Origin of the sequence: Ilyobacter polytropus DSM 2926 (genome assembly GCF_000165505.1) — a bacterium.
In the GTDB taxonomy this organism is placed as follows: Bacteria; Fusobacteriota; Fusobacteriia; order Fusobacteriales; family Fusobacteriaceae; genus Ilyobacter; species Ilyobacter polytropus.
Map to the genome: position 1 here is coordinate 465,985 of NC_014633.1, position 23,185 is coordinate 489,169.

At 36.2% G+C, this 23,185-nt stretch carries 22 protein-coding genes; 18 read left to right on the forward strand and 4 right to left on the reverse strand.

Annotated elements, in window-relative coordinates:
- The first annotated feature begins 45 nt into the window (after positions 1-45).
- The 18 genes from ILYOP_RS12090 (at position 46) to hemL (ending at position 17,609) form a co-directional block, all read left to right on the forward strand.
- Complete coding sequence (locus tag ILYOP_RS12090; RefSeq protein WP_013388782.1) at positions 46-1,377, forward strand: cobyrinic acid a,c-diamide synthase CobB; 1,332 nt, start codon at positions 46-48, stop codon at positions 1,375-1,377.
- Positions 1,377-2,024, forward strand: coding sequence for a precorrin-8X methylmutase (locus tag ILYOP_RS12095; protein WP_013388783.1), 648 nt, complete (start codon positions 1,377-1,379; stop codon positions 2,022-2,024). Before ILYOP_RS12090 ends, ILYOP_RS12095 begins: the two co-directional genes overlap by 1 nt.
- Before the next feature lie 17 nt (positions 2,025-2,041).
- The gene (gene cbiD, locus ILYOP_RS12100; protein ID WP_041921365.1) at positions 2,042-3,190 is read left to right on the forward strand and encodes a cobalt-precorrin-5B (C(1))-methyltransferase CbiD; all 1,149 of its coding nucleotides are present in this window, start codon (positions 2,042-2,044) and stop codon (positions 3,188-3,190) included.
- Complete coding sequence (gene cbiE / locus ILYOP_RS12105) at positions 3,187-3,816, forward strand: precorrin-6y C5,15-methyltransferase (decarboxylating) subunit CbiE (protein ID WP_013388785.1); 630 nt, start codon at positions 3,187-3,189, stop codon at positions 3,814-3,816. Before cbiD ends, cbiE begins: the two co-directional genes overlap by 4 nt.
- Positions 3,817-3,857: 41 nt before the next feature.
- Positions 3,858-4,382: a precorrin-6Y C5,15-methyltransferase (decarboxylating) subunit CbiT gene (cbiT, locus tag ILYOP_RS12110; protein WP_049774910.1), complete on the forward strand. Its 525-nt coding sequence runs from the start codon at positions 3,858-3,860 to the stop codon at positions 4,380-4,382.
- Positions 4,383-4,384: 2 nt separating this feature from the next.
- Positions 4,385-5,104, forward strand: a complete 720-nt coding sequence (cobI, locus tag ILYOP_RS12115; protein WP_013388787.1) for a precorrin-2 C(20)-methyltransferase — start codon at positions 4,385-4,387, stop codon at positions 5,102-5,104.
- Positions 5,083-5,847 (forward strand): precorrin-4 C(11)-methyltransferase, encoded by a 765-nt coding sequence (gene cobM / locus ILYOP_RS12120; protein WP_013388788.1) that lies wholly within the window; start codon positions 5,083-5,085, stop codon positions 5,845-5,847. Before cobI ends, cobM begins: the two co-directional genes overlap by 22 nt.
- A gap of 136 nt (positions 5,848-5,983) precedes the next feature.
- Positions 5,984-6,973: a cobalt-precorrin 5A hydrolase gene (cbiG, locus tag ILYOP_RS12125; protein ID WP_013388789.1), complete on the forward strand. Its 990-nt coding sequence runs from the start codon at positions 5,984-5,986 to the stop codon at positions 6,971-6,973.
- Complete coding sequence (cobJ, locus tag ILYOP_RS12130) at positions 6,966-7,691, forward strand: precorrin-3B C(17)-methyltransferase (RefSeq protein ID WP_013388790.1); 726 nt, start codon at positions 6,966-6,968, stop codon at positions 7,689-7,691. The genes cbiG and cobJ overlap by 8 nt, the downstream gene beginning before the upstream one ends.
- A gap of 3 nt (positions 7,692-7,694) precedes the next feature.
- Entirely contained in the window at positions 7,695-8,435 is a 741-nt protein-coding gene (gene cobK, locus ILYOP_RS12135; protein WP_013388791.1) for a precorrin-6A reductase, read from the forward strand.
- Positions 8,422-9,930: a cobyric acid synthase gene (locus ILYOP_RS12140; protein ID WP_013388792.1), complete on the forward strand. Its 1,509-nt coding sequence runs from the start codon at positions 8,422-8,424 to the stop codon at positions 9,928-9,930. Before cobK ends, ILYOP_RS12140 begins: the two co-directional genes overlap by 14 nt.
- Positions 9,911-10,876 carry an adenosylcobinamide-phosphate synthase CbiB gene (gene cbiB / locus ILYOP_RS12145; protein ID WP_013388793.1) on the forward strand — a complete coding sequence of 322 codons (966 nt, stop codon included), beginning with the start codon at positions 9,911-9,913 and terminating at the stop codon, positions 10,874-10,876. The genes ILYOP_RS12140 and cbiB overlap by 20 nt, the downstream gene beginning before the upstream one ends.
- Before the next feature lie 10 nt (positions 10,877-10,886).
- Complete coding sequence (cobD, locus tag ILYOP_RS12150) at positions 10,887-11,963, forward strand: threonine-phosphate decarboxylase CobD (protein WP_013388794.1); 1,077 nt, start codon at positions 10,887-10,889, stop codon at positions 11,961-11,963.
- A complete protein-coding gene (gene hemA / locus ILYOP_RS12155; RefSeq protein WP_013388795.1) occupies positions 11,956-12,948 on the forward strand; it encodes a glutamyl-tRNA reductase in 993 nt (330 codons plus the stop codon). Before cobD ends, hemA begins: the two co-directional genes overlap by 8 nt.
- A gap of 2 nt (positions 12,949-12,950) precedes the next feature.
- A complete protein-coding gene (hemC, locus tag ILYOP_RS12160; protein WP_041921367.1) occupies positions 12,951-13,859 on the forward strand; it encodes a hydroxymethylbilane synthase in 909 nt (302 codons plus the stop codon).
- The gene (gene cobA / locus ILYOP_RS12165) at positions 13,846-15,318 is read left to right on the forward strand and encodes a uroporphyrinogen-III C-methyltransferase (protein WP_013388797.1); all 1,473 of its coding nucleotides are present in this window, start codon (positions 13,846-13,848) and stop codon (positions 15,316-15,318) included. The genes hemC and cobA overlap by 14 nt, the downstream gene beginning before the upstream one ends.
- Positions 15,318-16,295 carry a porphobilinogen synthase gene (hemB, locus tag ILYOP_RS12170; protein ID WP_013388798.1) on the forward strand — a complete coding sequence of 326 codons (978 nt, stop codon included), beginning with the start codon at positions 15,318-15,320 and terminating at the stop codon, positions 16,293-16,295. Before cobA ends, hemB begins: the two co-directional genes overlap by 1 nt.
- Positions 16,296-16,307: 12 nt before the next feature.
- Positions 16,308-17,609, forward strand: coding sequence for a glutamate-1-semialdehyde 2,1-aminomutase (hemL, locus tag ILYOP_RS12175; RefSeq protein WP_013388799.1), 1,302 nt, complete (start codon positions 16,308-16,310; stop codon positions 17,607-17,609).
- 65 nt (positions 17,610-17,674) lie between these two features.
- Here the strand turns inward: hemL and glsA are convergent, their stop codons facing one another.
- The 4 genes from glsA to ILYOP_RS12195 form a co-directional block, all read right to left on the reverse strand.
- Positions 17,675-18,589, reverse strand: coding sequence for a glutaminase A (gene glsA / locus ILYOP_RS12180; protein WP_013388800.1), 915 nt, complete (start codon positions 18,587-18,589; stop codon positions 17,675-17,677).
- Positions 18,590-18,826: 237 nt separating this feature from the next.
- Entirely contained in the window at positions 18,827-19,210 is a 384-nt protein-coding gene (gloA, locus tag ILYOP_RS12185; protein ID WP_013388801.1) for a lactoylglutathione lyase, read from the reverse strand.
- 61 nt (positions 19,211-19,271) lie between these two features.
- Positions 19,272-21,617: a bifunctional glutamate--cysteine ligase GshA/glutathione synthetase GshB gene (gshAB, locus tag ILYOP_RS12190; protein ID WP_013388802.1), complete on the reverse strand. Its 2,346-nt coding sequence runs from the start codon at positions 21,615-21,617 to the stop codon at positions 19,272-19,274.
- Entirely contained in the window at positions 21,608-22,957 is a 1,350-nt protein-coding gene (locus ILYOP_RS12195; RefSeq protein WP_013388803.1) for an MATE family efflux transporter, read from the reverse strand. Before ILYOP_RS12195 ends, gshAB begins: the two co-directional genes overlap by 10 nt.
- Positions 22,958-23,185 lie beyond the last annotated feature (228 nt).

Sequence of the window (23,185 nt, forward strand, 5' to 3'; positions counted from 1 at the left end):
TGACCTTCCTTGCACAAGGAAGGTTTTTTTATTGGAGGATATTCTATGAAGAGATTACTGATAGCAGGAACAAATTCAGGAGTTGGAAAAACTACCATAAGTACGGCTATAATGGCTGCTTTAGATAAAGTTACTCCTTTTAAGGTGGGACCGGATTATATTGATCCAAGATTCCATGAATTTGTAACAGAAAACCCATCTTACAATCTGGATATATTTATATGTGGAGAAGAAGCAGTAAAAAAAATATTTATAGATGGAAGCAGCCGAGGGAATATATCAATAATAGAAGGTGTAATGGGACTCTATGATGGTAAAAACCATGATCTAGACAACGGAAGCAGTGCACATATGGCGAGACTTTTAAAAACCCCGGTTATGCTGGTAGTAGACGCTAAGGGTGCATCTACAAGTGTAGCGGCAAAGGTATTAGGCTATAAACTTTTGGATTCTAGGGTAAAAATAGGAGGAGTCATATTAAACAATGTGTCTAGTGAGAAACTGTACGATTTATTGAAAGAAGGGATCGAAAGACACACAGGAATAAAATGTTTTGGTTACTTTCCTCCGAACCCTGAGATAGAACTAGGAAGCCGTCACCTGGGTCTCAGACAGGCAGAGGAGATAGAAGGACTCAAGAAAAAACTTGAGGTTTTGAAAGAGATGGCAGAAAAGTACTTAGATTTAGAGGGGATTCTAGAGGCATCAGAAACTGATGAGGTTATAGAGAGTAGTTATGAATCAGAAAAAATCAAAGATATGTTTAAAGGACTCAAGGTTGCAATAGCCAGAGACACAGCATTTTCTTTTTATTATAGATCAAACATAGAGCTTATGGAGTATGCAGGGATGGAAATAACTGGTTTTAGTCCCCTTAATAACGAAAAGATTCCAGAAAACAGTGACTTTATTTATCTAGGGGGAGGATATCCTGAAAATTTCGGAGAAATTCTTGAAAATAACAAGATAACACAGGACTCCATAAGAAACGCCTATGAAAATAATATTCCAATTTACGGGGAATGCGGTGGATTTATGTACCTTGGTAAGGGAATTAAGGACAAAGAAGGTGTCTATCACAAAATGTGTGGACTAATAGATGTAGATGTAGAGATGAAAAACCGACTTAATATAAAAAGGTTTGGATACATAAATTTTGAGACTACTGACGGACTCAAGGGCAGAGCCCATGAATTTCACTATTCAGACATATCAAGAGTTGGAGATGAAAAATGTTACTTTGATATTTCCAAGGAAAACGGAAGAAAGTGGCAGTGTGGCTTTACAAAAAGAAACCTTTTGGCAGGATATCCTCATGTGCATTTCTGGGGAAATATAGAATTTTTTAAAAAACTTTTTGAAAAAGGGAGAAGATAATGAAATACATAAAAGTACCTATGGATATCGAAAAGAGAAGTTTTGAGATAATAACAGAAGAGTTAGGTGAGAAAAACAAGCTTTTTACAGAGCAACAAGCTCCTGTTATAAAAAGACTTGTTCACACTACAGCTGACTTTGAATATGCTGATATAACTGAATTTTCAGAAGGTGTAATAGAAAAGGCTATGGAAGCAATTAAAGGCGGATCTAGAATATATTGCGATACCAGTATGATAGTGAACGGATTATCTAAAAAAAATCTTGAGAGATTTGGATGTGTACCTTACTCTATGGTTTCAGACCCTGAGGTGGCAAAAATAGCAAAAGAAAGAGGAGTAACTAGATCAATGGTGGGGATGGAAAAGGCCGCTAAAGATCCAGAAACGAAGATATATCTAATAGGAAATGCTCCTACAGCACTTTTTACTTTAAAAGAACTTGTAGAAAAAGGAGAGGTAGAAAAACCTGCCTTAGTTATCGGTGTTCCTGTTGGTTTTGTGGGAGCTGCTGAATCTAAAGAGGCCTTAAAAGAGATGAAAGATATACCATATATAATTACAAAGGGAAGAAAGGGCGGAAGTACCGTTGCAGTGGCAGCACTTCACGGGATACTTTACCAGATGTACGACAGAAAGGATTTCTAATGGAAAATTTTGTTCATATGGATAAATTTACTTATCAGGACGGGAAAAAACTCCGTTATGGTTACACCACAGGAAGTACTGCAACTGCCGCGGCTAAGGGAGCTGTAGAGGCTCTTTTTGCAGGAGAGTTTAAGGAATCTGTAAAAATAGATACACCCTTTGGCTGGGAACTTGATTTGCAGATAACAGAGGCAGAACTTGATAGAGACAGGGCAGTATGTGCTGTACGAAAGGATGCGGGAGATGACCCTGATGTAACACATGGAATTTTGATATTTGTGTCGGCAGAAAAAGTTGATGACCTGAGTATAGAGAGAGAAGACTGCTTTTATAACGAGAATAGAACCATAGAACTTACAGGTGGTGAGGGAGTGGGGAAGGTTACAAAAAAAGGACTTCAGGTTCCACCTGGAAAGCCAGCAATAAATCAAGGACCGAGAAGCATGATTTTCAAGGAAGTTCAAAAAGTTCTTCCAGAAGGTGAAAAAGTGAGGCTAGAAGTATTTATCCCTCAGGGACAGGAAAAGGCTCTTATGACATTTAATCCAAAACTTGGAATAGTGGGTGGGATATCGGTACTTGGAAGCAGTGGGATAGTAAAGCCAATGTCAGAAGAGGCTTATAAAAATTCTCTTACTGTGGAGCTTGGATTTCACAAAGAGGAGAGAAAGAAAAATACTGTTGTTTTTACCTTTGGAAATTACGGAAAGAGATTTATAAAAGAGAATCTCAACATTCCAATTGAAGATGTATTTGTAATAAGCAATTTCGTAGGATTTATGATAGAACAGGCAGCTCATAGGAAATTTGAAAGAGTTATCTTACTAGGGCATATAGGGAAAATGGTTAAACTAGCAGGGGGTATTTTTCATACTCACAGTAAGGTAAGTGATGCCAAGCTAGAGATCTTCACAACCTGTGCTTTACTAGCAGGGGAAGACTATGAAACACTGTTGAAAATCGCTGATTCAAATACAACAGATGAGGCTGTGGAATATGTAACCAATGAAAAAACTTATGAAATAATGTGTGAAAGAATAGTTGAAAAATGCAGTCATAAGGCTAAAAATATAGAATTTGCAAGTTTATTATTCTCCTTTGAAAAAGGTGAATTGGGAAGAAGTTATAATTTTGACAGAGTGATTGAGGAGCTGGAAACAGTATGAAAATAAATGTGCTGGGACTGGGACCTGGAAACAGAGATTATATACTCCCAGAGGTAGAAAAAAGAATAAAAAGTTCAGATCTTATAGTCGGTGGAAAAAGGAATATAGAAAGTATCCCAGACTTAACATCAGGGAAAGAGATAGCTTATATAGACAGACACCTAAAAGAACTGGTTCAATCTATGAAAGACAACATGAGTGAAAAGAAAATTGCGGTGGTTCTTTCTGGAGACACGGGATTTTACAGTATGCTAGGTTATCTCAGGAAAAACTTTGAACTGTCACAATTAGATGTAGTGCCTGGGATATCATCTATGCAGTATTTTTTCGCAAAGATAGGCGAGCAGTGGCATGATGCAGTAATAAAAAGTGTCCACGGAAGAGAGTTTGATTATATAGAGGCTCTGAAATCAGCAGGAAAGGTAGGGCTGCTAACTGACAATATTAATACTCCCCAGGAAATAGCAAAAAAAATCTGGGAATCTGGTATAGAGGCCACTGTCTATGTAGGAGAAAACCTCTCTTATCCTGATGAGTGCATAACTTCAGGAAAGGCCAGTGAAATCAAGAGTATTCAGAAAAAGTTTGATTTGAACGTCGTAATAATAAAAGGTGAGGAATTGTGAGACATATAAGAGACAGGGAATTCATAAGAGGCAGTGTGCCTATGACTAAAGAGGAAGTGAGAGCTGTATCAGTAGCAAAACTTCAGTTAGAACCTCATCACATTCTTGTAGATGTAGGGGCGGGAACTGGTTCTGTAGGTATAGAGGCTGCCGGTTATCTTTCTCAGGGAAGCGTCTACGGTATAGAGATAAACCCTGACGGAATAGATATAATCAAAAAAAATATCGAAAAATTTCAAATTGGCAATTACAACTTGATAGAGGGGCTTGCTCCTGAAAATATTCCGAAGATAAAGTATCATAGGATGTTTGTGGGAGGAAGCAAGGGAAATCTGGACACCATTGTAAATCATTTTATGGAACATTCTGCAGAGGATGGAGTTATAGTGATAAACGCTATAGTGCTAGAAACCCTAACAAAGGCAATGGACACATTGAAGGCCAATAGATTTACAGATATAGAGGTAGTATCTATGACTGTTGCTAGAAACAGAAAAGTAGGAACAATGAACATGATGATGGGCGAAAACCCCATATATATAATAACTGCTAAAAGAGGAGAGTAAAAATGTCAAAACTTTATGGAATTGGTGTAGGAGTAGGAGATCCTGAACTGATAACGCTAAAAGCTATCAGAAAAATAAAGGAATTGGATGTGATAATCCTTCCTGAGGCCAAAAATATAGGCGAGAGTACAGCATATACCATTGCAAAAGAATATATGAAAGAAAATGTGGAAAAAGTAGCAATTTCTTTTAAAATGCAGGATAGCTGGGAAGCAAGAAGAGAAGACCACAAAAGAAATGCAGTGATAGTAAATGAACTTCTTGAGGCAGGTAAAAATGTAGGATTTTTAACAATAGGGGATCCTATGACTTACAGTACCTTTGTGTACATCATGGAATTGCTAAACGACGGAGTAGAGGTAGAAACTGTACCTGGAATAACTTCTTTTGCTTCTATTACAGCCAGAGTAAATATACCTCTTGTAATGGGAGACGAGTCTATGAAAGTTGTGGGTATCGCAAAAGAAACAGATATAGTAAAAGAGATAGAAAGCTCAGACAACGTCATCTTTATGAAGGTTGTAAGAAACCTAGAGAGACTAAAAGATGCTCTTAGAGAAACAGGAAACATGAATAATGTAGTCTTGATCTCAAACTGCGGTAAAGAAGACGAACAGATTATATATGATTTAGAAAACATAGAGAAAGATGACATATCTTATTTCTCAACAATGATATTAAAAAAAGGTGGGATTGAAAAATGGAAAAGGTTTACTTCATAGGAGCTGGTCCTGGGGACCCGGAATTGATAACGGTAAAAGGACAAAGACTTGTTTCTGAAGCAGATGTGATAATTTATGCAGGTTCTCTTGTACCTAGACAGGTAATAGAATGTCATAAAGAGGGAGCAGAAATATATAACAGCGCCAGTATGAACTTGGACGAGGTAATGGAAGTAACTATAAAAGCTGCAAAAAATGGGAAAATGGTAGCAAGAGTACACACTGGTGACCCTGCTATCTATGGAGCTCACAGAGAGCAGATGGATATTTTAGCAGCCCACAACATAGATTTTGAAGTAATACCAGGTGTAAGTTCGTTTTTAGCATCTGCTGCAGCTATAAAAAAGGAGTTTACACTCCCAGATGTAGCTCAAACAGTTATCTGTACTAGAATGGAGGGAAGAACTCCTGTACCTGAACTTGAAAAGCTAGAACTTCTAGCATCTCACAAGACATCAATGGCAATATTCTTGTCTGTTCAGATGATAGATAAAGTTGTAAACCAGCTGCTTACACACTATGAAAAAGATACACCAATAGCAGTGGTCCAAAGAGCCACATGGGAAGATCAGAAGATTGTAGAGGGGACACTTGAAAATATAGCAGAGAGAGTAAGGGAAGCTAACATTACAAAGACTGCTCAAATCCTGGTTGGAAGATTTATGGGAGATGAATATTCAAAGTCAAAACTTTATGATAAACACTTTACTCATGAATACAGAGTTGGAATTGATAAAAAATAACTTTTATTTAGATTTTTAGGTAAAATGATTAGAATAAAAGATAAAAAGAAATGCCACGAGTTTACCTTAGCTATTTATGTGATTTGTGACAAAGAATATTTTTCTATAAAGTTAGAAAGATTTAGGGGATGAAATTATGAAATGGGCTGTTATAAGTGTCACTGAAAAAGCAGTGGAAAAAGCTATGGAAGTTGCAAAAAAAATTGATTGTGATATCTATACTCTTCCTAAATACTCTGTAGAAGGAACTATTCCCTTTGAAAATGGATTCAAAAAAGGAGTTGGCAATATTTTTTCAGAATATAAGACACTTCTCTTTATAATGGCTAGTGGAATTGTAGTGAGAACCATCGCTCCCTTAATAAAGAGTAAGGACATAGATCCAGGAATACTGGTCATGGATGAAAAGGGAAATTTTGTAACTTCCCTTTTATCGGGCCATTTAGGAGGAGCAAATACAGCTTGTGAAACTATAGCCCAAGCTGTGGGTGCAGTACCTGTAATATCTACAGCCTCTGATGTTTCAGGAAAAACTGCTGTAGATACCCTTGCTATGGCGATAAAAGGAAAAATGGACAGTTTGGAAAAAGCTAAGCATGTAACTTCTCTTATTGTTGGAGGAGAAAAAGTAAGTCTTAAACTTCCTGATAACGTAACTATTTCAGAGGATAATTCAGCTGGGGTAATTGTTCTCTCTAACAGGAAAGAAGTAAAAGTCAGCCAGATTATACCCCAGAATATAGTTGTTGGAGTGGGCTGCAGGCGGGGGACACCTAAAGAAACCATCATAGAAGCTGTTGAAAAAGCGATGTGTGAAGCCAATCTTCATATGGACAGTATAAGAATATTTGCAACTGTGGATTTGAAGGGAGACGAAAAAGGGCTCTTGGAAACGGTAAAACATTACGGCAGAGAACTAACTGTGATCTCGAGAGATAAGATACTTCCTATTGAGGATAATTTTGAAGGATCGGATTTTGTAAAAAAGAGTATAGGAGTTAAGTCTGTATCTGCACCCTGTGCTTTTCTGGCCTCTGAATCTAAGGGGAAGTTTATAACTGAAAAGATGAGACAGGCTGGGGTAACAGTATCAATATATGAAGAGGAGATAAGAAGAGATGGGTAAAATTTATGTAATCGGTATAGGTCCTGGAAACAAGGAAAACATGACTTTCAGAGCATATAAGGCTATGGAAGATTCAGATATAATCGTAGGACACAAGACATATATAAATCTTGTAGAAGACTTGTTTGTAGGTAAAGAGACATTTAGATCTGCAATGAAAAAAGAGATAGAAAGATGTCAGGAAACTCTAAACTTTGCAAAGAATGGGAAAACAGTTGCTCTTATAAGCTCTGGAGACGCCGGAGTATATGGTATGGCAGGAATAATGCTAGAAGTAGCTGCAGACAGCGGTATAGAGGTGGAAGTAATACCAGGAGTAACATCTGCTAATGCTTCAGCAGCTGTAGTAGGAGCTCCAGTAATGCACGACCACGCAACTATAAGTCTAAGTGACCTTCTTACTGATTGGGACCTTATTACAAAGAGGATAAAACTTGCCTCTGAAGGAGATTTTATAATTTCTTATTATAATCCTAAAAGTTTCGGAAGACAGACTCAGATAGTCGAAGCATGGGAGATCATGTTGAAATACAAGAAAAAAGATACTCTGGTTGCTATAGTTAGAAATACTGGAAGAGAGGGACAAGAGTACGAACTTACTACCCTTGAAAATATGCTTGAGCATGAGATAAATATGTTTACTACAGTAATTGTTGGAAATTCTAAGACCTTTATAAAAGGTGGTAAAATGATAACTCCTAGGGGATATAAGGTCTAAGCTATGATCTGGATTATAGGGGGGACCAAAGATTCTAGGGACATAATAAACAAGCTTGGGGACATTGAAATAATAGTGTCTACAGCTACAGAATATGGAAAGAAATTGTTAAAAGGACTGAATGTTGTATCTGAACCTATGAATAAGGATGAGATGCGAAAGTTTATAAGGGCAAATAGGGTGGATCTGGTGCTCGACGCCAGCCATCCATATGCAGTAAATGTATCTCAAAATGCTATAGAGGCTTCTACGGCTGAGGGTATAGATTACCTAAGATTTGAGAGAGAGATGCTTAATTATGACGGAGGAGTGAAATTTACTTCAATGGAAGAACTAACAAAGTACTTGGGAGGTCTAAAAGAGAAGATATTAGTCACTCTTGGAAGCAACAATCTAAGTTACTTTAAGGATATATCCAATTTGGAAAATATCTACTTTAGAATACTTCCTGTGAAAGAGTCTCTTGAAAAGGCGGAAAAAGCGGGGATACTCCCAAAACAGCTTATAGCTGTTCAGGGACCTTTTTCAAAGGCGTTTAACACAGCTATTTATAAAAATTATGAGATAAAGTATGTAGTCACAAAAGAAAGTGGATCTACAGGAGGAGAGCTAGAAAAGATAGAGGCTGCTGCAGACTGCAGAGTAAAACCTATCATATTATCTAGACCTGAAATAGATTATCCTTGGAAAACTGGTAATATAGACCAAATAATAAAAAAGGTGATGGAATATGAAGAAGCATAAAAATATTATGGTACAAGGGACTGCATCCTCTGTGGGGAAAAGTCTTGTTACAACAGCATTATGCAGAATTCTCTATAAGGACGGATATTCGGTATGTCCTTTTAAATCACAAAATATGGCTTTAAACTCATTTATCACAGAAGATGGTAAAGAGATGGGGAGAGCTCAGGTAGTTCAGGCAGAAGCCTGTGGTATAAAGCCTGAAGCCTTTATGAATCCAATATTATTGAAACCAACAACAGATCGAAAATCACAGGTAATCTTAAACGGCAAGGCTCTAAGAAATATGACTGCTAGGGAATATCATGAGTTTAAACCAAGCCTGAAAGAGGAACTGATAAAAATATACAGTGGAATAAAAGAAAATTATGATACCTCTGTAATCGAAGGAGCAGGGAGTACTGCTGAGATTAATCTCAAAGAGGGAGACATTGTAAATATGGGGATGGCGGAGATCGCTGATTCTCCTGTAATACTTGTTTCGGACATAGACCGTGGAGGTGTGTTTGCCTCTATACTGGGAACACTCATGCTCCTGGAAGATCACGAGAGGGAAAGAGTAAAGGGTGTAATCATAAATAAGTTCAGAGGTGATGTGGGGATATTGAAACCTGGCATAAAACAGCTGGAAGAGATAATAAAAAAACCAATTCTAGGTGTGTTACCTTATTCAGAACTGGATATAGAAGACGAGGACTCAGTAACAGAGAGATTTAAAAAATATAGCGGTGACAAAGATATAAGAGTCTCTGTAATAAGAATAAATCACATGTCAAACTTTACTGATCTGGATGCACTTGGTGTTTATGAAGATGTGTCGGTAAAGTATATCACAAAGGCTGAAGATCTAGGAAATGAAGATATTATTATAATACCTGGTTCAAAAAGCACTATTGACGACTTGAAAGAGATAAAGGACAAGGGAATAGCTGAAAAAATAGTAAGACTTGCTAAAAAAGGAACGATAATATTTGGAATCTGCGGAGGATATCAGATGTTAGGTCAGAAAATTTCAGATCCTGATAAAATAGAGAGTTCTCTTTTGGAAATCCCTGGAATAGGATTACTAGATATGGAGACAGTCATGAAAAGTGATAAGAGAACTGTGCAGTATGAAGGAAAAGTAGTTGTAGACGGAGGATTCTTAGAGGGAACAAAGGGAATGACAGTGAAAGGATATGAAATACACCAAGGGATTACCAATGGAAATGAGGGCAACGTATTTCTACAGGGAAACGGCTGTGTAAATGGAGCCTTTAAAGACAATATAATAGGGACTTATATCCACGGAATCTTCGACAACAGTGATTTTACAAGAAAGTTTCTCAATAACATAAGGAAAAACAAGGGACTTGACGAGATAAATGACGCCATAGATTTCCAGGAATTTAAAGAAAGAGAATTTGATAAGCTTGCTGATATAGTCAGGGAACATCTTGACATGGAAAAAATATATAAGATATTAGAGGGTGAGAATGTTGAATGTGATTGCTAAGATAGCTATCGCTTATCTGATAGATCTAATAGCTGGAGATCCCTACTGGATGCCTCATCCAGTACAGTTTATCGGTAAATTTATTGAAAAATTTGAAAAGTTTTTGTACAGATTTAAAAACAAAAGGTTTTCAGGAGCAGTACTCACAATCACGGTACTTTCTCTTACCTTTGCAATAAGTTATACCCTTGGAATGTTTCAGATTCTAGAAATTTATTTTCTTTATACAATTTTTGCTACGAGGTGCCTGGCAAAAGAGGGAATGAAGGTATACAATATATTGAAGGCTAAGGATATGGAAAAAGCTAAAAAAGAGCTGTCATATCTTGTGAGCCGTGATACAAACAGCATGGATGAAAGAAACATAATAAGAAGTGTCATGGAAACTATCTCAGAAAATACAGTTGATGGCATTATAGCACCTATGTTCTATATGATGATCGGAGCACTACTTTTACCTGGGAATCCTGGTGCAGCCTTGGCTTTTGGGATGACTTATAAAGGTGTAAATACTCTTGATTCTATGGTTGGCTATAAAAATGAAAGATATAGTGATTTCGGATGGTTTTCAGCAAGACTTGATGACTGGGTAAATTTAATCCCTGCTAGAATAACCGGGATGATACTTTATCCTTTATCGGCTATGATTTTAGGTTTTGACTATAAATCTTCTTTTAGAATTTACTTTAGAGACAGGCTAAGGCATGCCAGTCCAAATGCAGGTCATCCTGAATCTGCTGTTGCTGGAGCAATAGGGATACAATTTGGAGGAGTCACAAGTTATTTTGGAGAAAGTCATGAAAAACCTACAATAGGAGATAAAATTAAAGAGTTTGATATAGAAGATATAAGAAAAAATATAAAGATGATGTACGGAGCTTCTATTATAGGGATAATCTTTTTTATGGGGATAATCTGGGGAGTCCATAGATCTTTCATAGCATAGGAGTGGTAGGATGGAACTGCACGGAGGAAACATCTATAAACTTGCAAGAGAAAAGGGAATCGAAAAGATACTGGACTACAGTGCAAATATAAACCCTTTCGGACTTCCTGAAAGTCTGAAAAAAGCGGTTGTGGAAAATTTTCATATTTTTGAAAAGTATCCCGACCCAGAATATGTAGAACTGAGAGAAATCTTGGCAAAGCATAATGGTATGAACTATGAAAATATAATTGTTGGGAACGGAGCCACTGAAATTATATTTCTATATATGAAAATGCTCAATCCTAAAAAAGCACTTGTTGTAAACCCTACCTTTGTAGAATATGAAAGAGCTCTAATGCAGACTTCGTGTCAGGTAGATCACTTCAGGCTGGAAGAAAATGAGAATTTTGTACTGGATAAAGAAAAACTCCGAGAAGAATTAAACAAAGGTTATGACCTGCTGGTAATATGCAATCCAAATAATCCTACCGGTCGTTTTATGACAAGGGCAGAGATGGAAGAGATCGCAACAATAGCAAAAGAGTCTGGTACAAGACTTATGGTAGACGAAGCATTTATTGAATTTGTAGAAGGTAATTACAGTGAGAGTATAGCCCATCTAAAAGATCCGAATATATTCGTAGTAAGAGCCCTTACAAAGTTTTTTGCCATACCTGGAATAAGGCTGGGGTTTGCAATATGCCACGATAGTGCTATAATAAATCGAATACAGGGAGAAAGAGAACCTTGGACTGTAAACGCTCTGGCAGAACTAACTGCCAAGGTTGTTTTAGATGACAGGGAATATATAGAAAAATCTGAGAATTGGGTTAAAAAAGAAAAAAAATGGATGTACGAGGAACTTACTAAAGGCAATAATATAAAAGCTTATAAAACCGAGACAAACTTTATACTTGTAAAACTGACGGGAAACTCTAACTCTAAAGCACTGAGAGAAAAACTTATTGAGGATGGAATACTAATAAGAGATTGTTCAAATTTTCCGTTTCTTGATGAAAATTATATTAGACTTGCGATCAAGGATCACAAAAGCAACCAATATGTTGTGGAAAGGGTAGTGGCTAGGACAAATGAGAATGGATAACTTTTATGCAGTAGGAATAGATCATAAAAAAGTTGATATGGGCGGCAGAGAGAGTTTTATACAGAAAAACCCGACTGAAATTTTTGATGAACTCCTTGGGAACAAAAAAATAAAGGGCTATGTAAATCTTTCCACTTGCCTCAGGATCGAGTATTATATCCATGTAGAGGAAGGATTCACAGAAGATGAAATAGTTGGCCTTTTTCCAAGTCAGGAGGAACTCTTTGTAAAGCGAGGGGAAAACGCTCTTCACTATCTTTTCAGAGTTATATGTGGATTTGAGTCTGTAATAAAGGGAGAGGACCAGATCTTAGCACAGGTAAAAAAAGCTCACTATGATTCTGTAGAGGTAGGGACCACATCAAAAGTTCTAAATGTAATATTTAATAAGGCTATAGAGGTTGGGAAAAAATTTCGAAATGAAAGTCAGATAGCACACAATGCCCTATCGCTAGAAGCAATATCACTGAAATTTATAAAAAACAATGTAGAGAATCTTGAAGATAAAAATGTACTTATTCTAGGTGTAGGAGATCTTTCCCAAGGGATACTCTACCTTCTTAAAAAAAGTAAAGTGAAAAATATAGTTGTTACAAACAGAAGCCACCATAAAGCCCTTGTTTTAAAAGACAGTTATGATGTGGATGTAATAACTTTTGATCAAAAGGTTAAGATGGCTATAGATAGTGACGTAATAATCAGTGCCACATCGGCTCCTCATTTCGTGCTCAAGAGTGAAGAACTGATGGGAAAACTTGATGACGGAAGAAAAAGGTTCTTTTTAGACCTTGCAGTGCCTAGAGATATTGATGAGAAACTCGGGGACCTTCCCAATGTAGATATTTATAATTTGGATCATATATGGGAAACTTATGAAAAAAATGTTACTAAAAGAGAGAACAGACTAAAAGAATATTCACACCTTATCACAGAACAGATAGAAAATGTGAAAAAATGGTTTGAATACAGAGAAAGGATAGCTTAATGATGAAGAAAAACAAAGTGGTAATAGGAACTAGAGGAAGTTTACTGGCTGTAGCTCAGTCAAAACACGTAAGATCAATGTTAAAGGAAAAATATCCAGAAATAGAATTTGAGATCAAAGAGATAGTTACTACAGGGGATGTTGACTTAAGAACCAACTGGAACAACAGTGACACTTCTCTTAAAAGCCTTTTTACAAAGGAGATAGAAAAAGAACTATTAGATGGAACTATCCACCTCGCAGTTCACTCGATGAAAGATATGCCAGCAGAAAGTCCAGCAGGATTAATCTGTGGTTCTATTCCTGAAAGAGAGGACTACAGGGATGTTGTAGTATCAAAATCCAATTTAAAGCTTTCTGAACTTCCAGAAGGATCTGTAGTTGGAACAAGTTCTCTAAGAAGAACAATGGCTGTTAAAGAGATGAGACCTGATCTAGTTATAGAACCTATAAGAGGGAATATTCATACAAGACTTAGAAAACTTAAAGAGGAAAATTTTGATGCAATAGTACTTGCTGCTGCAGGTCTAAAAAGAGTTGGTCTAGAAAATGAGATAACTCAGTACTTAGAAACTCACGAGATGATGCCTGCTCCTGCTCAAGGAGCTCTTTGTATACAATGCAAAGAAGATGATCTTTTTATAAGAGAAATATTATCCTCTATAACAGAGAAAGAAGTGGAAGAAGTAGTAGAGATAGAGAGAGAGTTCTCTAGAATATTTGACGGAGGATGTCATACTCCTATGGGCTGTAGTGCCGAGATAATAGGGGATGAAATCTGCCTCAAGGGAATGTACTGCCATGAAGAGGTAGTATATAAGGGCGAGGTTACAGGAAAAAGAGAAGAGGGAAAATCGCTTGCTCAAAAACTTGCAGGAATTATTAGGGGGCAGATTGATGAACAAAGGTAAGGTATATATTGTAGGAGCAGGGCCTGGAGACTTGGAGCTTCTATCATTAAAAGCTAAGAGATGCGTTGAAGAAGCTGACTGTATAGTTTATGACAGGCTTATAAATAAAAGGATTCTAAAATTTGCAAAACCTGATGCAGAACTTATATACCTAGGAAAGCTAAATACAGAAGGAGGAGTGATCCAGGACGAGATCAACAAGACCCTTGTGAGAGAAGCTTTAAAAGGTAAAGTAGTGACTAGGTTAAAAGGCGGTGACCCCTTTGTATTTGGTAGAGGCGGTGAGGAGATACAGGAAATATTAAAAGATGAGATTCCTTTTGAAGTTGTTCCTGGTATCACTTCTTCTATATCTGTTCCTGCATATTCTGGTATCCCTGTTACTCACAGGGGAATCTCAAGGTCTTTTCATGTGTTCACAGGTCACACAATGGAAGACGGAGGATGGCATAATTTTGATGCCATTGCCAAACTAAAGGGAACTCTGGTTTTCTTGATGGGTGTAAAAAATCTTGATCTTATTACAGGTGACCTCATAAAAAACGGGAAAGACCCTGAAACACCTGTTGGGATAATAGAAAAAGGAAGTACTTCTAAGCAGAGAGTTATAAGAGGAACTCTTTCAACTATAGTTGAAATTGCCAAGAAAGAAGATGTAAAACCTCCAGCTATAATTATTATAGGAGGCGTTGTAAACCTACGTGACGAGTTTAACTGGTTTGAGAAAAAGGAACTCTTCGGTAAAAAGATACTTGTGACAAGAGATGAAAAACAGGCTGAAGCAATGAGTAGTGTTATAGAAAAAAAAGGCGGAGAAGCAGTGGAACTTCCTCTTATTCAGATAGAGGATCAGATGAAGGATTATGATTATTCAGAGATCAAAAAATATAGCTGTCTTCTTTTTAATTCGCAAAATGCAGTGAGAAGTTTCTTTAGGTATCTTCCTGACATGAGATTATTGGGCGATATAAAGATAGGTGTAGTGGGAGTGAAGACTAAGGAAGAGCTGTTAAAAGTGAAGCTGGTTCCGGACTTTATGCCTGAAGAGTATATTGGAGAACTTCTTGCAAAGGAAGCTTGTGATTGTACAAAAGAGGAAGACAAAATTTTGTTTGTAACATCTGATATATCTCCGAATAATCCAGAGGAATGGAGTGCCAAATACAAAAGAAACTTTGAAAAATTAGCGGCATATAAAACAGTAAAGATAAAAAAAGATAAAAGTGAAGTGGAAGAAACTCTTAAAGGGGTTGATATAGTTACATTCTTAAGTTCTTCAACTGTAGAGGCTTTTGTAGAAAGCCTTGATGGAAATTTGGACGGGATAAAAGGTGTGAAATTTGCATCTATAGGACCTGTGACAAGTGAGACCATGAAAAAGTTGGGATTATCTGTGGATATAGAGGCCAAGATATTTACAGCAGAAGGAGTTTTAAAGTCGATTGAGGAGGCTATGTGATGTTTAAGAGACACAGAAGGCTAAGGGGCAGTCAAGTAATGAGGGATATGGTGAAGGATCTTTATCTAGATGTGAAAGATTTTGTATATCCTTTATTTATAGAGGAAGGAACCGGAATAAGACAAGAAATACAGTCTATGCCGGGACAATACAGACTATCGATTGACATGCTAAAGCCTGAATTGGATGAAATATGGGATCTAGGTATTAGAAGTATATTGATTTTTGGTATACCTCTTGAAAAAGACCCCATGGGTAAAGAGGCTTATAATGATCTTGGAATAGTTCAGGAAGCTGTAAGGTTTATAAAAAAATCTTATCCTAAAATGCTCGTGATAACAGACGTATGTATGTGTGAGTATACTTCCCACGGTCACTGTGGTATATTGAGCGGGCCTCATGTACTAAATGATGAGACTCTTTATTACCTTTCCAAGATAGCTGTGTCTCATGCCAAGGCAGGTGCTGATATGGTTGCTCCGTCAGATATGATGGACGGAAGGATTTTAGCTATGAGGAAGGCATTAGACAATGAAGGGTTTATAAACACCCCTATAATGTCCTATAGTGTAAAATATGCATCATCATTTTACGGTCCTTTCCGTGATGCTGCAGACTCATCTCCTTCTTTTGGCGACAGAAAGACCTACCAGATGGACTTTAGAAGTACAAAAGAAGCTTTGAGAGAGGCAGAGGCGGATTTAGATGAGGGAGCTGACATTCTTATAGTGAAGCCGGCTTTATCTTATCTAGATGTGGTAAAAAGACTTTATAGAAGATACGATGTTCCAATAGCTGTCTATAATGTCAGTGCTGAATATTCCATGGTAAAAGCTGCTGCCCAAAACGGGTGGATAGATGAAAAGGGAATTGTCATGGAAAAAATGTATGCCTTTAAAAGAGCAGGTGCTTCTATAATAATAACCTACCATTCAAAGGATATCGCCAGATGGCTCAAGAATAAAGAGATATACTAAGGAGTGAAAATAATGAGATATGAAAATTCTGCTGAAATTTTTGAAAAAGCAAAAAAAGTAATTCCTGGAGGAGTAAACAGTCCTGTTAGAGCTTTTGGATCGGTAAATAAAAGCTATCCTATTTTTGCCAAGAAAGCCAAGGGAAGTAAAATCTGGTGTGAAGATGATAATGAATATATAGATTACATATGTTCTTGGGGTCCAATGATTTTGGGACACAATAACGAGAGGGTAATGGCAGGAGTTAGAGAGGCTATAGAGGACGGAAGTTCTTTCGGACTACCTACAAAGATGGAAGTAGAACTTGCCGAACTTGTGATAAAATGTTACCCTTCTATAGAAAAAATAAGACTGACTACTTCTGGAACAGAGGCTACTATGGCTGCTGTGAGACTGGCCAGAGCTTATACAAAGAAAAATAAGATACTTAAATTTGAAGGTTGTTATCACGGACATTCTGATTCTCTCATGGTAAAAGCCGGGTCTGGACTTCTCACTGACGGATATCAGGATAGTAACGGGATCACACAGGGAACTATAAAAGATACCCTTACTTTACCTTTTGGGAGAATGGATCTTGTAAAAGAATTATTTGAAAAAGATGACGATATCGCCTGTATCATAATGGAACCTGTACCTGCAAATATGGGAATAATAGAGACAGATGCAGAGTTTTTGAAAGGTGTAAGAGAGCTTTGTACCGCTAAGAATTCTGTTCTTATCTTTGACGAGGTAATAAGCGGATTCAGACTGGCTCTAGGCGGGGCACAGGAATTATTCGGAGTGACTCCTGACCTGACAACCCTTGGTAAAATTATAGGGGGAGGCTATCCTGTAGGAGCCTTTGGTGGAAAGAATGAACTTATGGATATGATAGCTCCTGTGGGAGATGTATATCATGCTGGAACTCTTTCTGGAAATCCTGTATCAGTGAGAGCAGGATATGAAACTATAAGTGAGTTACTGGAAAACAAAGATACCCTTTATAAAGAATTAAAAGAAAAAGTAAATTATATTACTTCTAATATCGAAAAGATTTCTGAAAAACATAATGTTCCTGTATGCATAAATAAACAGGGGTCACTTTTCACAATATTTTTCACAGATAAAGATGAGATCAAGACTCTGGATGATGTAATAGAAACAGATACAGAAAAATATGCAAAATATTTTAATGTGATGTTAGATTCTGGAGTTGTTACACCTCCTTCTAAATATGAGGCTCATTTTGTATCAGCAGCTCATACAAAAGATGATATGGATAAGACTTTAGAGATTATGGATAAGGCTTTTGAAGAGATTTCAAAGATGTAATAAAAAAACCAGTTGATTTTTTCAGCTGGTTTTTTTATGGAATCAGACATAGTGTGATTATTTCTTTAAAATATGCTAAGAGATAATTCTGATGAAAGATCTTCTAAAAGAGCCTCACCAGCTATAGGGTTGCCTTTATTATCAAGAGCTGGACTAAAGACCCCTATACCCATTTTACCAGGAACTACAGACATTATTCCCCCTCCTACACCTGATTTTGAAGGAATCCCCACTCTCAGGGCAAACTCTCCTGATCCGTCATACATTCCGCAGGTTATCATAAGAGTTTTTATTATTTTTGCGATACGTTCACTTACAACTCTTTCTCCGTTACTCATGACCCCGCCTCTTGCTAAAAAAAGACCTATTCTGGCAAGGTCTTTTGCAGTGACCTCTATAGAGCACTGCCTAAAATAAACATAGAGGGCATCCTCTATACTTCCATCGATATAACCCTCTCCTTTCATAAAATAAGCCATTGCCTTGTTTTTATTTCCTGTGAGGCTTTCTCCTAGATAAATATCATCATTCACTTCAAGTGTTTCATTTTCTGATATTTTTCTAAAAAAATCTAGAAGTCTTTGAAATTTTTCTTGGGAATTTTTACCCTTTATTAAAGCACTGGTAGCTATTGCTCCTGCATTAATCATAGGGTTAAAAGGTTTGTGAGTTTTGCAGGTTTCTAATTTTTGAATGGAATTAAAAGCGTCTCCTGTAGGCTCCATACCCACCTTGGAGAAAACATGTTCTTCTCCGTGATCGAGTATTGCCAGCATCAATGTTATTGGCTTTGAAACACTTTGTATGGTAAATTTTATATTGCAGTCTCCTATTGAGTAGATAGTGCCGTTGGTGCTCGTAATACACAGTCCCAGGGCATTTTTATCTGACTTTTCAAGTCCCGGTATATAGTCTGCTACGTTACCGACCTCACTTTTAATTCTATTTTTTTCCACCAAACCTTTAAGGAATTCTTTCATTTTTTTACCTCCTCTATAGATAATGATTTGTTTTTTATTAATATTTATATTTATTTGAAAAGCTTTATAAATTCAGGAAAGTTAATTCATTAATTAAAGAATAGCAAATTTTGTATTTTAAGATTGTATCTTAAAATACAAATAAATTATTATTTTTATTAAAATCAAAAAAGGCACTCTTATGAGTGCCTGGATAAAACAGATACTAAATATTTAATTTTTGAAAATATCTATTATTTACTGTGCCCTGATTATTTCTATGGCATATCCGTCTGGATCTTTTACAAAATAGTATCTAGGTTTTTCCCCTGGTAAGCCTTTGAGATCACCTACGTCATAGCCCATATCTATATGTCTTTTATGTGATTCTTCTAGTTCTTCTACTGTCAAAGCAAAATGGCTAAAACCGTTTCCTATATCATAAGGTTTTTCAGTATCGTAATTGTATGTTAATTCGATTTCATAGTTATTGTTTTCATCAGTTAAATATACCAGTGTAAACTTATGTTCTGGAAAATCTTTTCTTCTTACCTCTTTTAAACCTAAAGCATTTTTGTAAAAATCCAATGACTTATCGAGATCCATTACTCTGATGCACCCATGTTCTAACTTGTATTTCATAATTTCCTCCTTATAGTAAATTAAAATTTATAATTTTTAATATTTTTTATTTATCTTTTAACTAAAACCCCAAAGCATCTAAAATTTTACCACCTAACTCTCTGTTTGTACCTATATAAGGATAACAGTGAATATGAATTGCAGGATTAAAATTTATCTCTATTATACCATAGTTGTTTTCTGGATTTGGATTTTTTATATCCTTTATAATCATATCTACCCCACAGATAACCGCTCCTGCAGATTTTGATGCTTTCACAGCTATCTCCTTGTAGATAGCTGGGATATCATCGGTGTAGTCGATGCTGTCCCCCCCTGTGCTTATATTTGAGTTTTCCCTCAAGAAAACCTTCTCTCCACTGAGAGGGACGTACTGAATATTTTTTCCCTGGGATTCTAAAAACATTTTTTCAGATTCTCCGAGAACGATCTTTTCTAGAGGAGTCTTATATCCTTTTCCTCTGAGATAATTTTCATTTTTTATTTGAACAAGTTTTTCTATACTTTTTTTTCCGTCACCTAAGACATTGGCCGGTACACGGTGAAGAATACCAACTGTTTCATCTCCTATAACAAAAAATCTGTATTCTTTTCCCTCTATAAATTCCTCTATAAGTATGGAATTGTCCTCATTAAAGGCCATATCCACTGCCTTTTCATAATCATTTCTGCTGAATCCCGCCTTAAAAATAGTTATCCCAAGACCAAAATTAGTGGATTTTGGTTTGATTACAGTACCTGAATTTTTATAGTCCTCATAATCACTCTTGGCCTTTGATGGATCATCATAATTCTCTCCCTTAGGGACCACTATATTGCTGTCTGACAGAACTTTTTTTGTAACAACCTTATTTTCCATAATAAGTGCAGTAATATACGAGTCCAATGAGGTTTTTGTGGCCTGTTTGATATACTCTTTTTTTATTCCGTTATCCAAGAGCACGAAGTTTTCACTTCGATCTACAATCTCAAACTTTACACCTCTTTTTATGGCTTCTTTTAATACTATCTGTGTAGAAAGTTCCAAATCTTCATAGCCCTTTAGTGCAAAACTTTTTTTCCTACTCTCTTCAAGGGAACTTTTTGCTTTTTCAAGGTGAAAATTAATAAAGCCTTTATCTTTTATACCTTTTAAAAGACGCGAAACATATTGTCTGTCTTCATTTTTTATTTTTTCCTTTTGGAAATTAATAATTTCATTATATTTATCATCTAAGATACCCAGTTCTCCAAAATAGCCAGTCATCTCATCTATAATTTCTTCTGCCCATTCCCTGGCAGTAATTTTAAGATCTTTGCCTTTATTTAAAAGTAACTCTTTATCTCGCCCTCTGCTTGCAAGCAACTCCTGGTTTTGAATGGCATTTTTGTACTGGGATTCTCCAAACTCATTGTTTTCTTCTTTTAAAAGAAGGTAAATAATAAAGAGATGTACGAACTTCAAATCCAAGATATCCACCCCTATTCTGCTGAAGGGGTTCAGGTCAATAGAACGAAATTCAAGATACTCGATTCCGTCTTTTTCTAGGGCATCAAGGATATTTGTTTTGCTTTTGGATTTGACTCTTATGGAACTGTAGTATTCTTTGGCTTCTTGAAGGACATTTTTTTCAATTAATTTTTTTATGTCAGACACATAATCTGTTAGGCTGCTGTGGGAAACATAGATTTCACCTAAATTTTTATATCCGCATATCCCGTTTCTAAAGGAAAGTGTGTCTTCAAAATAATAGGAGTTGTCTTTTAGCTGTGCCATCTTTTCTATACACTCTTTTTTGTATGTCCCGTGTATAGGGGAGCTTGCCCCAAAAAGATATATGAAAAACCAGCCATACCTAAAGTGATTTCTTGCTATTTTCAGATAAAGATGGTTTTTGAACTTTTTAAAATCCCGAAATTCTGAGCCGTGAGGGATCTCTTCGTAAAGCTTATTTAAAAATTTATCTGAGAAAGAAAAATTATAGTGTATCCCTGATAAAAGCTGAAGCTTTTTACCATATTTTTTTGCCAGTCGTTCTCTGTATTCTTTGTTACTTTTCCCCGCCTCGCCGTGAAATATCCCTATGGGGATATCTTTTTCTTCAGGAAGAATAGGAGGGATGCTTTGTGGCCAAAGATATTCACTGTCTAGAGTGGTGCTGACAATATCGTGTAAATTCTCCAAAAAAGTATAAGCTTTTTCGACGGTATCAAAACTGGGAGTTATCATTTCCAGCTGACTTTCTGAAAAATCAATTGTTATATATGGATTTTTTAGCTTATCACCGAATTCTTTTGGGTGCAAAGTAAGTGCAAGTTCACCGTTTTTATTCACCCTCAGATTTTCCTTTTCCAACCCAAAATTTCCTCTTGTTAGCAAAGATTCTAATTTTGATTTTTTTATCAAATCCCTAAAATTTAAATCCATAAACCCTCTCCCTTGATCTTTCTGTAAATTTTTCTTAAGTTATTTAAAAATAATCCTGAAAGAATAATCCCTTTAAATATACTGGTTAAGGCAATACTCACCCATACACCGTTTATCCCCATTCTAGATTCATGTGATAAATAATATGCTATGGGTATTCTCATACCTGTAAATATTATACTCACTGTAGATGCAATTTTCGGTCTTCCTATACCGCTAAAGGCTGCATTGCTTATGATTTCGATGCACATAAAAAACTGTGATATACCAACTATTCTCAGATAACTTACACCGATTTCTATAGTTTTCCTGTCTTTTACAAAAACTTTGATTAGTTCTTCTGGAAAGACTAAAAAGATAAATGTTGCAGCTCCACCTATTATAGCAGAAAGTAAAAACGCTGTTTTAAAACCTTTTGATATTCTTTTGTATTTCTTTGCACCATAATTTTGACCTATAAAACTTGCTACTGCACCGTAGAGCCCCCCTGCAGTCATATAGGCTATAGATTCTATCTGCAGACCTATCTTCTGAGCTGCAATCGCATCAGGTCCCCAGTTAGCGATTATTTTTGCTATGAGTATACCAAAACCTGTAAATAAGATTCTCTGTACTGCTATAGGCAGACCCAAACTCAGTATTTCTCTTATCTTTTTAAAATTATACTGAAAGATATTTTTTATAGAAAAATATTCCCTAGAGGCTTTTATGAATAAAACCATATTGACTGCCTGTGATATGATAGTTGCCAGTGCAGCACCTGCCACTCCCATATCCAATCCAAATATCAGTAGGGGATCTAATATGATGTTTAGCACTACACCCACCGCATTGATTTTAAATGGAAGTTTACTTTCTCCAAAACTATTTAAAATTCTTGTAAAAAGAAAATTTAAAAACTTAAAGACAAGTCCAAAGGCTGTTATTACCAGGTAGGTTTTCGCCATGTTTTCAACATTGCTGTCGTTTAGCTTAAAAAACCCTATTAAGTTATCTCTGAAAAATATTAAGCCACTTATAAAACAGGAAAACATTATGAGATTTATAAGGAAGGCATTTTTTATACACTCTGCAGCATCATTATAATCTTTTGATCCGATGCTGTGAGACACTTTAATCCCCGTTCCTGTTACAACCATAGAATTAAGGGCATATCCCAAATTTATAAAAAACATTGCAGTTCCTATAGCGGCTACGGCACTACTTCCGAGTCGACCGATCCACAGCATATCTACCAGTCCGTAAGCCATCTGCAAAAAAGAAGATCCCATTATCGGCAGTGCCAGTGCAATAAGCTGCCTGCTTATAGGCCCTTCTGTTAATCTATTTACATTTTTCATTAAATTTTAGTTCACCCCTTTAAAATATATATTGATTTGTATGTGTTTATTTTTCTGTACGAAGTTGGAAAGTTTTTATAGGCTTTCTTTCGGAAACGAACAAACATAATTATATACTTTTTTATGCTAAAATAGCAATAGTTTTTTTACTTTAGAATGAATTTTGTAGAGATAGACCTATGGAAAAAAATCCTGATTTAAGACTAAATTTTTCTTGAATGTATGTTA